Consider the following 12,551-nt stretch of genomic DNA (forward strand, 5'->3'; position numbering starts at 1 on the left):
GCCAATAGGCTGGAGACGCTACCGACATGAGTTCTGAAGGTCTTGACCGCGGTCTGGTGCTGGACGCGGCGCGGGTGACCGAGATCGCCGCCATCGCCGCCTGGAAGCTGGTGGGCCGCGGCGACGAGAAGGCTGCCGACCAGGCCGCCGTGGATGCGATGCGCACGGCGCTGAACGATCTCGAGATCGATGGCGAGATCGTCATCGGCGAGGGCGAGCGCGACGAGGCGCCGATGCTCTACATCGGCGAGAAGGTGGGCAAGGGCGGCAAGGCGAAGATCGACATCGCCCTCGACCCGCTGGAAGGCACGACCCTGACGGCGAAGGCCATGGCCAATGCGTTGGCGGTGATGGCCTGGGCGCCGAAGGGCACGCTGCTGAACGCGCCCGACACCTACATGGACAAGATCGCCTGTGGGCCGGGCTATCCCAAGGGCGTCATCGACCTGGACAAGAGCCCGGCCGAGAACGTTCGCGCGCTGGCCGCGGCCAAGGGGGTCGAGCCCTCCGAGATCACGGTCTGTGTGCTGGACCGCCCGCGGCACGCCGAGATCATCGCTTCGATCCGTGAAGTGGGGGCCAGGATCTTCCTCATCACGGACGGCGACGTGGCCGGGGTCATGAACACCGCCGATCCCGAAACGGGCGTTGACCTCTACCTCGGCTCGGGCGGCGCGCCGGAAGGCGTGCTGGCCTGCGCGGCGCTGAAGTGCGTGGGCGGCCAGTTCCAGGGCCGGCTGGTGTTCCGCAACGCCGACGAGCGGGCGCGTGCGGCGCGGGTGGGCATCACCGACCTCGACAAGAAGTACGACCTGCACGAAATGGTCCGCGCCGACGCGATCTTCGCGGCCACGGGCGTGACCAAGGGCGCGCTGCTGGACGGCGTGCGCTACTCGGATGGCCACGTGCATACCCACACAATCGTCATGGATTCGGCGACCCAGACGGTCCGCGAAGTGCGAATGAAGCGGCCGGCCTAAGGCGCGACCGCTTCTGACGCAGCACGCTGCGACTCTGCCGCCGCTGGCGACTCAGGCGCCGGCGGCGGATAACAGGCGCATGGCGGACGGCGGCGGGCAGTTGGGATACCTGGGCGTGGTGCGCTCGCTGTCAGGCCGCGCCTGGCGCGAGCGGCCAGCCTGCGCCGACCTGACCCGCCGGCACCAGCTGTCCTTGGGCCTCTCCGAGCTGCTGGCGCGCGCGCTGGCGTCGCGGGGCGTCGGCGAGGCCGATGGCGGCCACTATCTCAATCCGACCCTCAAGGCGCTCTTCCCCGATCCCTCAGCCTTCGCCGATATGGACCGGGCGGCCGAGATCCTGGTCAGCGCCCTCGAGGCGAAGCGCCGGATCGTCGTCTTCGCCGATTACGACGTGGACGGCGCGTCGTCGGCCGCGCTGCTGGTGCGCTGGTTCCGGACGATGGGCCAGGAGATCGCCATCTATGTCCCCGACCGGATCACCGAGGGCTACGGGCCGTCGCCAGCCGCGTTCCGGCGGTTGAAGGGCGAGGGGGCCGAACTGGTCGTGACCGTCGACTGCGGGGCCGCGGCGCACGACGCCCTGGCCTGCGCCGCCGAGATCGGTCTGCCCGTGGTGGTCATCGACCACCACCTGATGCGGCCGGGCGAAATCCCCAAGGTCGAGGCGCTGGTCAATCCGAATCGGCCGGACTGCGGGTCGGGGCAGGGGCACCTGGCGGCGGCGGGCGTGACCTTCGTGCTGCTGGCGGCGCTGAACCGCGAGGCGCGGAAGCGCGGCCTGGGACCCGAGCCTGATCTGCGAACTTGGCTGGACCTCGCCGCCATGGGGGCGATCTGCGACGTCACCCGGCTGACCGGTTTCAACCGGGCGCTCGCGGCCCAGGGGCTGAAGGTGATGTCCGGGTGGAAGAACCCCGGCCTGGCCGCCCTGATGCAGGTCGCGAAGGCGAACGGCGCAGCCTCAACCTTCCACGTAGGGTTCCTGCTTGGTCCCAGAATCAACGCCGGCGGCCGGATCGGGCGTTCGGACCTGGGCGCCCGTCTTCTTTCGACGGACGATCCCGAGGAGGCGCAAGTCCTGGCCGCCGAACTCGACGCGCTGAACGCCTCGCGCAAGCAGGTGGAGGCCGACGTTCAGGAGGCGGCGGTCCGCTGGATCGAGACCGAAAGCAACGAGGCCGACGCGCCCTGCCTGGTGGTGGCGCAGGACGACTGGCATCCTGGCGTCATCGGCATCGTCGCCGGGCGGCTTCGCGAACGATACCGCAAGCCCTGCATCGTCATCGGCGTCGATCGCGCCGCTAATGTCGGCAAGGGTTCGGGCCGCTCGCAGCCGGGGGTGAACCTGGGACAGGCCGTGCAGGCGGCCTACGAGGAGGGCCTGCTCCTGGCCGGCGGCGGCCACGCCATGGCCGCGGGCCTGTCGGTCCGGCCCGATGCGATTCCCGAACTTCGGGCCTTCCTGTGCGAGCGCCTGGCCGCCGAGCAGGCCCAGGCCGCGGCCGAAGACGCCCTGGAGATCGACGCCCTGGTCACCACCCGCGGCTGCCATCGCGGCCTGTGGACGGAGTTCCAGCGGCTCGCCCCGTTCGGCCCTGGAAATCCGGAGCCGCTGTTCGCCGCCGCGGACGTGCGAATCGAACGTCCTATGGCGCTGAAGGGCGGTCACGTGCGCTGCACGCTGACCGACGGCTCGGGGGGCAAGCTGAAGGCCGTCGCCTGGCGGATGGGCGACACTGAGGCCGGCAAGCGCCTGATGCAGGAGGGCGGCGCCGTGCACGTCGTAGGCCGTCTGAAGCCGGACGACTGGCAGGGGCGCGAGAGCGTCGAACTCGAGATCGAAGACGTCGCCGATCCGCGTCGCACATAAGTTCATTTCGGCCGCTTGCGCCCAAAAAAGAAGGTCGCTATAGAGCCCGCCTCGCGCACGCGGTCCCTTCGTCTATCGGTTAGGACGCCAGGTTTTCAACCTGGAGAGAGGGGTTCGACTCCCCTAGGGACTGCCACGCGAAACCTTCCCGCAAATCGGTGAACCCTTGACTTCCGCAGGTTGTGCGGAAGCGATTCACCATTGACGCCCAAGGCATTACGAGAACACTGTTATAACCGGCCCATCCGAATGTTTCGGGGGTGAGGGGCCGAGGGGCGAATGGCGGGTTTTGAATTCGAGCAGGTGGACGCGCCTGCGCCGGTGCGGATCACCGGTCGGATCAAGTGGTTCGACGCGGGCAAGGGCTATGGCTTCATCGTCCCCGACGACCCGGGCCAGACCGATCTGAAGGACGTGCTGCTGCACGTGACCAGCCTGCGCAGCTCGGGCCGCGAACACTGCCTGGAAGGCTCGATGATCACCTGCGACGTGGTTCGCCGCCCGAAGGGCTGGCAGGTCGCCGAGGTGGTCGAGCTTGACGAAAGCACCGCCACGCCGCCCGATCGGTCGCGGGAGAGCGGCCTACGCCGGGAGGGCATGGGCTTCGCCGCCGCGCGGCCGCCAAGGCGGGCGCTCGAGGCCACGGGGCCGCTCGAGCAGGCCAAGGTGAAGTGGTTCAACCGCGCCAAGGGCTATGGCTTCGTCATCCGCGACAGCCAGCCGGGCGACATCTTCGTGCACATCGAGACGCTACGCCGGTCGGGCATGGAGGACCTCCAGCCGGGCGACAACGTGATGGTGCGGTTCGCCGAGGGCCCCAAGGGTCTTGTTGTGGCCGAGATCGAAGCGTCTAGTCTGAGCTGAGACTGCTTCGGAGCCCGACCCCTTGTATCCAGGAACGATCGGCTGGCGCGTGCTGCTGGCCGCCGCAATTGCGCTGACCGCCGGCGGCGCGGCCCAGGCCCAGCTGCCCCGGCAGAACCCCTCGAGCTGCAAGGGCCAGGCTGAGCTCACGCCCCTGCAGCCCCTGACGCTGACGACCGACAAGGGCGCTTTCAAGTTCATGGTCGAGCTGGCCGACAGCCCACGCGAGCGGGAATACGGCCTGATGTGCCGCAAGCGGATGGCGCCTGACCGCGGGATGCTCTTCCAGTTCCCCAAGGCCGACTACCAGGCCTTCTGGATGCGGAACACGCTGATCCCACTGGATATCATCTACATCGGTGCGGACGGCCGGGTGGTCTCCATCGTTCGCAACGCCCGACCTCTGGATGAGACGCCGCTGCCGTCGAGCGCTCCGGCGAAGTTCGTCCTGGAGCTGGCGGGGGGCCGAGCGGCCCAGATCGGGCTCCTGCCGGGCGACAAGGTGCAGCATCGGGCGATCGCCGGTGGATGATCAGGTTCCGGCGCCGCCGGAGGGTTTCGTCCGCTCGGAGCTGCGCGGCCCCTTTTCAACGCACAACGGGCCGTATTTCCATCGGGTCGGCGGAGCGCCCGACACCGTGGGACAGGCGTTCTTCGCCCTGCCGCGGCACGCCAACGGCCTGGGCCTGGTCCACGGCGGCATGCTCTCAGCCTTCATGGACGGCCTGCTGGCCATGGCGGTCGGCCGCGGCACAGGGCAGGTGGCGATGACCATCCACCTGTCGACCGACTTCCTGCACATGGCGCGGCTGGGCGAGTGGGTGGTCGGCGAGGCGCGGATGACGCGGGCCACCAAGGAGATCGGCTTCGCCGAGGGCGTGGCGCGGTCCCGCGGCGTGGACGTCGTAAGGGCCTCGGGCGTGTTCAAGCTGATGGCCAGACGCGCCTAGGCCTTCACGGCGTTTGCGGAAATCCCGAAACGCCCATATTGCAGGGCCTCTCCGACGCTCCGGGGCGTAGCGCAGCCTGGTAGCGCATCTGCTTTGGGAGCAGAGGGTCGCAGGTTCGAATCCTGCCGCCCCGACCAGCGTTGGGGGCGAGACGTTGAAGGCTTTGGGATCAGAGACGCATGCTTGCGCGCATCTTCCGCCCGTCCAAGACCGCCATGCAGTCGGGGCGCGCCAAGACCAACGAATGGGTGCTCGAATTCGAGCCCAAGGACGCGCGCCGGCCTGATCCGCTGATGGGCTGGACCCAGACGTCGGACACCGAGTCGAGTCAGATCCGGCTGCAGTTCGAGACGAAGGAAGACGCGGTGCGCTACGCCGAACAGCACGGCATCGCCTTCCAGCTGATCGATCCCAAGCCCGCCAAACGCATCATCAAGGCCTACGCCGACAACTTCGCTTTCGGGCGGAAAATACCCTGGACCCACTGACCGGTCCGGGCCGAGCACCTTTGGGCGCCCGTAGCTCAGCTGGATAGAGCACGTGCCTTCTAAGCATGTGGTCGCAGGTTCGAATCCTGCCGGGCGCGCCAACTCCTGAGGCTAGCGAGGAGAGCGCCGATGACCCGTCCCGAAGCCGATCCCGACGCGGTGACCGTCACAGAGACAGGCATCGGAAAGTTCCAGGTGGAGGTCCTGGCGGCCGGAGCGACCTTCCTGGCCGACGAACCCACCGATGTCGGCGGGCTGGGTTCCGGACCTAATCCCTACGAGCTGCTGGGCTCGGCGCTCGGGGCCTGCACGGCGATGACTCTGCGCCTCTACGCCGAACGGAAGGGCTGGCCTCTCACGCGGGCGACGGTGCGGGTGCTGCACAGCCGCTCGGCGGCGGGTCAGGATCGTTTCCACCGCGAGGTCACTCTGGAGGGCGGTTTGGACGCCGACCAGCGCCGCCGGTTGATGGAGATCGCCGACCGCTGCCCGGTGCATCGGACGCTGGAGGGCGGCGCCAGAATCTCCTCCGTGATGGCCTCGCCGCCGGATCTGGCGGCGCTGGAACGCTCGGGCCTCGGTCACATGCAGGCGATGGAAGAGGCCTGCGCGGACTAGCCGGCGGGATCAAGCTTGACCATTCGCCTCGGGATTGCCGCAGACTCGCGGCGGCATCGTCTGCGTTGGGGAAGACCGGGAAGCCACCATGAGCGACGCGACCTACATGTCCTTCGTGCCGCGATCGAAGCGGGACAAGCTGCGCAGGGTGCTTGAGACCGAGGACACCGGCGCCCTGCGGTGGACCGAGAAACGCGGCCTGTTCGGCAGTGAGTTCTACTTCTCCGGGCCCTCAGCCCTGGTCCGGAAGACCCACGCGTATATCACCGCCTGGCTGGCCGACGGCTGAGGTCTTGCCCGGAGGCGGCCCGGGCCCCTACAGACGGCCATGGCCTGGACCCGCCGATACGACGAGCCCGAACCCCAGCGGGTGAACAAGTGGCTGGCGCAGAGCGGAGTCTGCTCCCGGCGTGAGGCCGAGGCGCTGATCGCCGACGGGCTGGTCAGCATCGACGGCGAAACGGTGACGGACGCGGGCCGCAAGATCCTGCGGGGCCAGATCCTGACCCTGGCCGACCGCGCCTCCGAGCAGCTGCAGGGGTTCACCGCCGTGCTGAACAAGCCGGTGGGCTATGTCTCTGGACAACCCGAGCCTGGGCACACCCCGGCCGTGCGGCTGCTGACCAACGCCAATCTGCTGGGAGAGGGCGCGGCGCCGGCCCCGAACGCCAGCCTGCCGCCGCTGGGGCGGCTGGACGAGGACAGTCGAGGGCTCCTGATCCTCTCCGACGACGGGGTGTTGGCGAAGGCGGTGATCGGGCCGGAGTCCGACCTCGACAAGGAATACGTCGTCCGCGTCGCCGGTCAGGTGGACGAGACCAAGCTCGGGAAGCTGAGGCACGGCCTGAGCCTGGACGGTCGCCAGCTGAAGCCCGCCAAGGTCACCGTGATCCAGGGAAACACCCTGCGCTTCGTGCTGAAGGAGGGCCGCAAGCGCCAGATCCGCCGGATGTGCGACCTGGTAGGCCTCAGGGTCACCGACCTGCTGCGCGTGCGGATCGGTCCTCTGCGACTGGGTGACCTGCCCGAGGGCCGCTGGCGGATGCTGAGCGCTGACGAACGCGAGGCTATGGTCCGCGCCTCTACTCCGTCCGGTCCGCGGAAGACGCCTTCGCCACCACGACGGACTTGATGTTGACGAACTCGTGAATGCCGAAGCGAGCGAGTTCGCGGCCGTAACCCGAGTGCTTGATGCCGCCAAAGGGCAGGCGCACGTCCGAGCGGACGTTCTGGTTCACGAAGCTCATCCCGGCCTCCAGGGCGTCGGTGGCCAGCCGTTCGCCGCGGGCCAGATCGCCCGTCAGTACTCCCGAGCCCAGGCCGAACTCGCTGTCGTTGGCGATGCGGACCGCCTCGGTCTCGTCGGCCGCCTCGATGACCGCGGCGACGGGGCCGAAGACCTCCTCGTCATAGGCCGCCATGCCGGTCTTCACCCCGGCGAGCACTGTGGCGGGATACCAAGCGCCTGGACGGTTGGGGATCTCGCCGCCCGTCAGCAGACGAGCGCCGGCCGCGACGCTGCGCTGCACCTGGTCGTGGACTCCGTCGCGGTCGGCGACCCGGACCAAGGGGCCCAGTTTCGTCCCGTCGGCGCGGGGATCGCCCATTATGTACCCCTCCATCTCCCGGACCAGCGCCCGCTCGAAGGCCTCCCGGACCGAAGCCAGCACGATGAAGCGTTTCCCGGCGATGCAGCTCTGGCCGGCGTTGACCATCCGGGCCTGGGCGGCGGTCCTGGCGGCCGCCTCGATGTCGGCGTCGTCGAGGACCAGATAGGCGTCGCTGCCGCCCAGTTCGAGCACGCACTTCTTCAAGGCAGCGCCGGCCTGGGCGGCGACCTTGCGACCGGCCTCAACGCTGCCCGTCAAGCTGACGGCGGCGACGGCCGGATCTGCGATCAGCGCCTCGACGCCCGAGGCGGGGATCAGCACCGTGCGGAAGACGTCGGCGGGAAAACCGGCGGCCTTGAACACGTCTTCAATGGCGAGCGCGCAGCCCGGCACGTTGGAGGCGTGCTTCAGGACGCCGGCGTTGCCGGCCATCAGCGTCGGGGCGGCGAAGCGGAAGACCTGCCAAAACGGGAAATTCCAGGGCATCACGGCCAGGACGGCCCCCAGCGGCCGGTAGGCGACCTTGGCCTTGGCGTCGCCGAACGAGACGTCCTCGTCCGCCAGGAAGGCTTCAGCATGTTCGGCGAAGTGATCGCAGGCGCCGGCGCACTTCTCCACCTCGGCCCGCCCGTCAGCGAGGGTCTTGCCCATCTCGGCGCACATCAGTTCGGCGAACTCCGCCTGCCGGTCGCGCAGCACCTGGGCCGCGGCGCGCATCAGCCGGCCGCGCTCGGCAAACGAGGTCGCGCGCCAGCCATCGAAGGCCGCGCGGGAAGCGCGGGCGATCTGCAGCGCCTCGTCCGGGGTGTGGCCTTCGTAACGGCGACCCGGCTCGCCGGTGGCGGGATCGACGGTCTGGAAGACGGGGCGCTCGGTCATGGCGGATCTCCGGGAGGCAGGCGGACGGCGCGGGGACGACGCTGCGCATCCAGCTGGAAGACCATATCGGCGCGGCCGGGCATCTCCGCCAGGATCCAACGCGTGAGGCGTTCGTAGTGGGCGATGAAGCGGGCGACCTCGGCGTCCGACATTCCCCGTCCGGTGCGGGCGCGCAGCTTGTGCTCCTGCTCGGTGCGCCAGGCCCGGACCACCTCGAACCCGGGGGCTTCCAGCAGCGCCAGCCGGTCGAGGCGCCCGAACAGGGCCTGGTACGGCCCGGCGAGCTGGCGGTTGGCGTAGGTCCGCCAGACGGCGTCAGGATCATGCTCCGCCTCCAGGCGGTTCACCGGGCGAACGAGGTCGACCTCAGGCTGAGGCAGGGCGCCGACGCACCAACCCTCGAAGACCACCACGTCGACGGGACCGACGATGGCTCGCCACATGGCGGCCGGCCGGCGCTCGTCCGCGGCCTTGTCGAACGCAGGCAGGGCCGTCCGGCCGGGCAGGGCCAGCGCGTCGAGCACGCCGCAGCCCAGGGCGATATCGTGCGTCCCCGGCGGGCCGCGGACGGCCAACAGAGGATGCACTTGGCGCGAGAGCCAGCCCCGCGCCTCACGGCTGAGGTATATGTCGTCGAGCGAGAGCGCAGCAGCCTTCAGTCCCCGCGCCTCGAGCAGACGCGCCGTCGCCGCCGCGATCGTGGATTTGCCCGATCCCTGCGCGCCGCAGAGGCCGACGACCGCCGGACGGACCGCGGCCGCACGGGCTGCTTCGTCGGCTAGGGGCCGGCAGACCTGCTCGACGGTCTCGGCGAAGGACGACGGCAGGCCCTCCGCCGTCAGGAAATCGTCGAGCCAGGCCTCTATGTCCGCCGCCCTCTAGTAGCCGCCGATCACCGGCAGGATCTCGCCCGTGATGTAGCTGGCCGTCTGGGGCGAGGCGAGGAAAACGAAGGCCGGCGCGATCTCCTCCGGCTGGGCGGGACGGGCCATGGGGGTGCTCGCGCCGAACTCGGGCGTCTTGTCGGGCTTGTCGGCCGGGTTGAGCGGCGTCCATACGGGGCCCGGCGCCACCGCATTCACGCGGATACCCTTCTTGATCAGGCTGCCCGCCAGCGAGCGGGTGAAGGCGTGGATGCCGCCCTTGGTCATCGAATAGTCCAGCAACTCCTGCGAGCCGCGGATGCCGGTGACCGAGCCGCAGTTGAGGATCGAGCCCCCAGCCTTCAGATGCGGGACCGCCGCCTTCGCCATATTGAAGTAACCGTAGAGGTTGGTCTTCAGCGTCCGGTCGAAGTGGTCGTAGTCGATGTCCTCGATCGACTTGGCGTGCATCTGGAAGGCGGCGTTGTTGACGAGCACGTCCAGCTTGCCGAAGGCCTCGACGGCCTTTCGGACGGCGTCCTCGGCATAGGTAGGATCGGCGACATCGCCGGGCAGGAGCAGCGCGCGGCGGCCTTCCTTCTCGACCGCCTGCTTCGTGAGCTCGGCGTCCTCGTGCTCGTCCAGATAGGCGATGGCCACGTCGGCGCCTTCGCGGGCGAAGAGGACGGCGATGGCCCGGCCGATGCCGGAGTCGCCGCCGGTGACCAGGGTGGCCATGCCCGCCAGCTTGCCCGAGCCCTTGTAGTAGGGCGCGTCCCACATCGGCTTCAGCGAGAGGTCCCCTTCGAGGCCGGGCTTCTCCAGCGCCTCCCGCGGCAGGGGCGGGATGGGGTACTCGCGGGCGCCGGTCTGGGGCGGCTTGTCCTCGCCGCCTTCCTTCGGCTGGAAGGAGCGCTCCTCCTTGGCTTCGATGCGATCTTGGATTTCGCGCTCATGCTCGGCGGTGCGCGCGGCGTCTTGCTGGAAATCGCCGGATTCTTGGCTGGTCATGGCCCCGTCTCCTCTGGAAGGTCGCCGTCGGCGGACCAATCCCGCAGGGGCGCAGGGGTTCCGGATCAGCCGGCGAGTTTCGCGTAGGCGTCCAGGCCCTGACGCAGATCGGCGATCAGATCGCCGGGCGTCTCGAGGCCGATGTGCAGCCGGATCAGCGGGCCGCCGTAGTCGCGCTTGAACCGGCGGCGCTTCAGCTGCGGGTCGGACCAGATGGCGAGGCTCTCGAAGCCGCCCCAGGAGAACCCCAGGCCGAAGACCTGTAGCGCGTCGAGGAACGCCTCGACGGCGGCCTGCGGTGCGGGCTTCAGTGCGAAGGCGAAGAGCCCGCAGGCGCCGCTGTAGTCCCGCGCCCAGAGCTCGTGCCCCTGGCAACCGGGCAGGGCCGGGTGGTGGAGGGCGGCCACCTCGGGCTGGCCTTTCAGCCAGCCGGCGACGGCGAGGCCCGCCTCGCCCTGGGCGGCGAGCCGCGTCGGCAGGGTGCGAAGGCCGCGCAACACCTGATAGGAGTCTTCGCCAGAGACCGACCAGCCCAGGTGGTGAACGCCGTCGTCGAGTCGCCGCACCAGAGCCGGGTCGCGGGCGGCGGCCGAGCCCATGAAGACGTCCGAATGGCCGCCGGCGTACTTGGTCAGGGCCTGGATGGAGAGGTCGACGCCATGTTCCAGCGGGCGGAACAGGAAGCCCGCGCCCCAGGTGTTGTCCAAAGCCGTCAGGATGCCGCGCTCGCGCGCCAAGGCAGCGATGCGCGGCACGTCCTGCATCTCGAAGGTCAGCGAGCCCGGGCTCTCCATCAGGATCAGCCGGGCCTTGTCGGACGCTCCGCCGACCAGCTCCTCAGGCGAGCGCAGCGGATCGTAGTAGGTCACCGTGATGCCGAAGCGCGTCAGGACCTCGTCGCAGAAGCGGCGCACGGGCTTGTAGACGGTGTCGACGACCAGCACCTCGTCGCCGGCCTTCAGCACCGCCAGCAGCGCGCCCGAGATCGCCGAGAGGCCCGAGGGATAAAGGCTGACGCCGACAGCGCCCTCCATGGCGGCCAAGGCGTCGCTGAGCGCGGCCTGGGCCGAGAGCCCGGCGCGGCCGTAGGTGACGCAATTGTCGTCGTCGTACAGCGAGGCGGCGTCGGGCAGCAGCACCGTCGAGCCCTTCTGCACCGGCGGCCCCACCGTGCGGCATAGGGGCTCCGTCGTCTTCCCGGCATGGATCAGGCGGGTCTGGTCGGAGTGGCCTCGGGACATGCGGGGGTTGCGGGCTTCGGCGACGCTGGCGAAAGTGCCTTACGCACTTAGACCTCCGCGTTTCTCCGATTCAAGGAGCAGGGATGATCCGCCTGGCGCTGATGGCGGCCGTGGGCCTTCTGCTCGCAAGCTGCGAGGTCCAGCCTGCGCCCGAGCCGGCGCCGCCCCCCGTGCCCGCGAAGACGGCCACGCAGGCTCCGGACTACAAGCCCGCTCAGAGCCCGACGCTGGAGGCGGTGCGGGCGCGCGGCCACCTAGTCTGCGGAGTCCACCCGGCGCTGCCGGGCTTCGCGCTGAAGGACGCTCGCGGGGAATGGCGGGGCTTCGACGTCGACGTCTGCCGAGCGGTGGCGGCCGCGGTATTCGGCGACGCCTCGCGGGTGCGGTTCGCGACGGTGGACGGCGGCGACCGTTTCGCCCTGTTGCGGGCCAAGCGCATCGACATCCTCTCGCGCAACACCTCGCTGACGTTGTCGCGCGACGCGGGCCTGGGGCTGAGCTTCCCGGCCACGACCTATTACGACGGCCAGGGCTTCCTCGTGCCCCGTGCGCTGGGCGTGGCGAGCGCCGAGGAGCTGAGCGGGGCGCGCGTGTGCGTGCAGGCGGGCGCCGCCAGCGAGGCGAACCTGGCCGACTTCTTCCGTGTGCGCGGCATGCGGTACCGGCCCGTGATGGTGGCGTCCGAGGCCGAAGCGCGGGAGAAGTACCAGAACGACGGCTGCGATGCGTTCACCGCGGACATCTCGGCCCTCGCAGCTTCGCGGTCCCTGCTGACGACGCCGGGCGCCCACGAGATCTTGCCGAACGTGATTTCCAAGGAGCCGCTGGGGCCGGTCGTGCGCGAGGATGACCCGGCCTGGGCCGATGTGGTGGCCTGGACGGTTCGGGCCCTGATCCTGGCCGAGGAGTTGGGGCTGTCGTCGCGGACGGTCGAGCAGACCCGCGAGACGGCGACCGACCCGGAGACCCGTCGCCTGCTAGGCGTCGAGGGCGACCTCGGACCGCTGCTGGGCCTGCCGAAGGACTGGGCCTACCAGGCGATCCGGCAGGTCGGCGCGTATCACGAGATCTTTCGGCGGGACCTGGGCGCCGACTCGGCGCTGAAGCTCGACCGCGGCCTGAACGCGCTCTGGACCGCGCCCAAGCCCGGCCTGATGAGCCACCCATTCGCCCGACA

14 protein-coding genes and 3 tRNA genes are annotated in these 12,551 nt (G+C 69.7%); 13 read left to right on the plus strand and 4 right to left on the minus strand.

Going from position 1 to position 12,551, the window contains the following annotated elements; all coding sequences use genetic code 11:
- Positions 1 to 26 precede the first annotated feature (26 nt).
- The 12 genes from glpX (at position 27) to RIF93_RS04310 (ending at position 6,902) form a co-directional block, all read left to right on the plus strand.
- Positions 27 to 980 (plus strand): class II fructose-bisphosphatase, encoded by a 954-nt coding sequence (gene glpX / locus RIF93_RS04255; protein ID WP_309088773.1) that lies wholly within the window; start codon positions 27 to 29, stop codon positions 978 to 980.
- Between the two features lie 79 nt (positions 981 to 1,059).
- Positions 1,060 to 2,850, plus strand: a complete 1,791-nt coding sequence (gene recJ / locus RIF93_RS04260; protein WP_309088775.1) for a single-stranded-DNA-specific exonuclease RecJ — start codon at positions 1,060 to 1,062, stop codon at positions 2,848 to 2,850.
- 61 nt (positions 2,851 to 2,911) lie between these two features.
- A tRNA-Glu gene (locus RIF93_RS04265) sits at positions 2,912 to 2,986 on the plus strand.
- A 143-nt stretch (positions 2,987 to 3,129) separates the two neighbouring features.
- The gene (locus tag RIF93_RS04270) at positions 3,130 to 3,714 is read left to right on the plus strand and encodes a cold-shock protein (protein WP_309088777.1); all 585 of its coding nucleotides are present in this window, start codon (positions 3,130 to 3,132) and stop codon (positions 3,712 to 3,714) included.
- Positions 3,715 to 3,736: 22 nt separating this feature from the next.
- A complete protein-coding gene (locus RIF93_RS04275; protein ID WP_309088779.1) occupies positions 3,737 to 4,246 on the plus strand; it encodes a DUF192 domain-containing protein in 510 nt (169 codons plus the stop codon).
- A complete protein-coding gene (locus RIF93_RS04280; RefSeq protein WP_309088781.1) occupies positions 4,239 to 4,664 on the plus strand; it encodes a PaaI family thioesterase in 426 nt (141 codons plus the stop codon). Before RIF93_RS04275 ends, RIF93_RS04280 begins: the two co-directional genes overlap by 8 nt.
- Before the next feature lie 60 nt (positions 4,665 to 4,724).
- Positions 4,725 to 4,801: transfer RNA gene (locus RIF93_RS04285), tRNA-Pro, on the plus strand.
- 42 nt (positions 4,802 to 4,843) lie between these two features.
- Positions 4,844 to 5,152 (plus strand): ETC complex I subunit, encoded by a 309-nt coding sequence (locus RIF93_RS04290; protein WP_309088783.1) that lies wholly within the window; start codon positions 4,844 to 4,846, stop codon positions 5,150 to 5,152.
- 24 nt (positions 5,153 to 5,176) lie between these two features.
- Positions 5,177 to 5,253, plus strand: a tRNA-Arg gene (locus RIF93_RS04295).
- A 28-nt stretch (positions 5,254 to 5,281) separates the two neighbouring features.
- The gene (locus tag RIF93_RS04300) at positions 5,282 to 5,770 is read left to right on the plus strand and encodes an OsmC family protein (RefSeq protein WP_309088785.1); all 489 of its coding nucleotides are present in this window, start codon (positions 5,282 to 5,284) and stop codon (positions 5,768 to 5,770) included.
- 88 nt (positions 5,771 to 5,858) lie between these two features.
- Positions 5,859 to 6,059 carry a hypothetical protein gene (locus tag RIF93_RS04305; protein ID WP_309088787.1) on the plus strand — a complete coding sequence of 67 codons (201 nt, stop codon included), beginning with the start codon at positions 5,859 to 5,861 and terminating at the stop codon, positions 6,057 to 6,059.
- Positions 6,060 to 6,098: 39 nt separating this feature from the next.
- Complete coding sequence (locus RIF93_RS04310; RefSeq protein ID WP_309088788.1) at positions 6,099 to 6,902, plus strand: pseudouridine synthase; 804 nt, start codon at positions 6,099 to 6,101, stop codon at positions 6,900 to 6,902.
- Here the strand turns inward: RIF93_RS04310 and RIF93_RS04315 are convergent.
- From RIF93_RS04315 to metC, 4 genes are all read right to left on the minus strand, one after another.
- Complete coding sequence (locus tag RIF93_RS04315) at positions 6,853 to 8,259, minus strand: NAD-dependent succinate-semialdehyde dehydrogenase (RefSeq protein ID WP_309088790.1); 1,407 nt, start codon at positions 8,257 to 8,259, stop codon at positions 6,853 to 6,855. The genes RIF93_RS04310 and RIF93_RS04315 overlap by 50 nt on opposite strands.
- Positions 8,256 to 8,846 (minus strand): kinase, encoded by a 591-nt coding sequence (locus RIF93_RS04320; RefSeq protein ID WP_309088792.1) that lies wholly within the window; start codon positions 8,844 to 8,846, stop codon positions 8,256 to 8,258. Before RIF93_RS04320 ends, RIF93_RS04315 begins: the two co-directional genes overlap by 4 nt.
- 291 nt (positions 8,847 to 9,137) lie before the next feature.
- Positions 9,138 to 10,133 carry an SDR family oxidoreductase gene (locus RIF93_RS04325; protein ID WP_309088794.1) on the minus strand — a complete coding sequence of 332 codons (996 nt, stop codon included), beginning with the start codon at positions 10,131 to 10,133 and terminating at the stop codon, positions 9,138 to 9,140.
- Between the two features lie 65 nt (positions 10,134 to 10,198).
- Positions 10,199 to 11,374: a cystathionine beta-lyase gene (gene metC / locus RIF93_RS04330; RefSeq protein ID WP_309088796.1), complete on the minus strand. Its 1,176-nt coding sequence runs from the start codon at positions 11,372 to 11,374 to the stop codon at positions 10,199 to 10,201.
- A gap of 83 nt (positions 11,375 to 11,457) precedes the next feature.
- On the opposite strand from metC, the gene RIF93_RS04335 reads away from it, so the two are divergent.
- The coding region (locus RIF93_RS04335; protein ID WP_309088798.1) for an amino acid ABC transporter substrate-binding protein at positions 11,458 to 12,551 on the plus strand (1,094 nt) is incomplete at its 3' end.

The sequence above is a fragment of the Phenylobacterium sp. genome (assembly GCF_031181185.1).
In the GTDB taxonomy this organism is placed as follows: Bacteria; Pseudomonadota; Alphaproteobacteria; order Caulobacterales; family Caulobacteraceae; genus Phenylobacterium.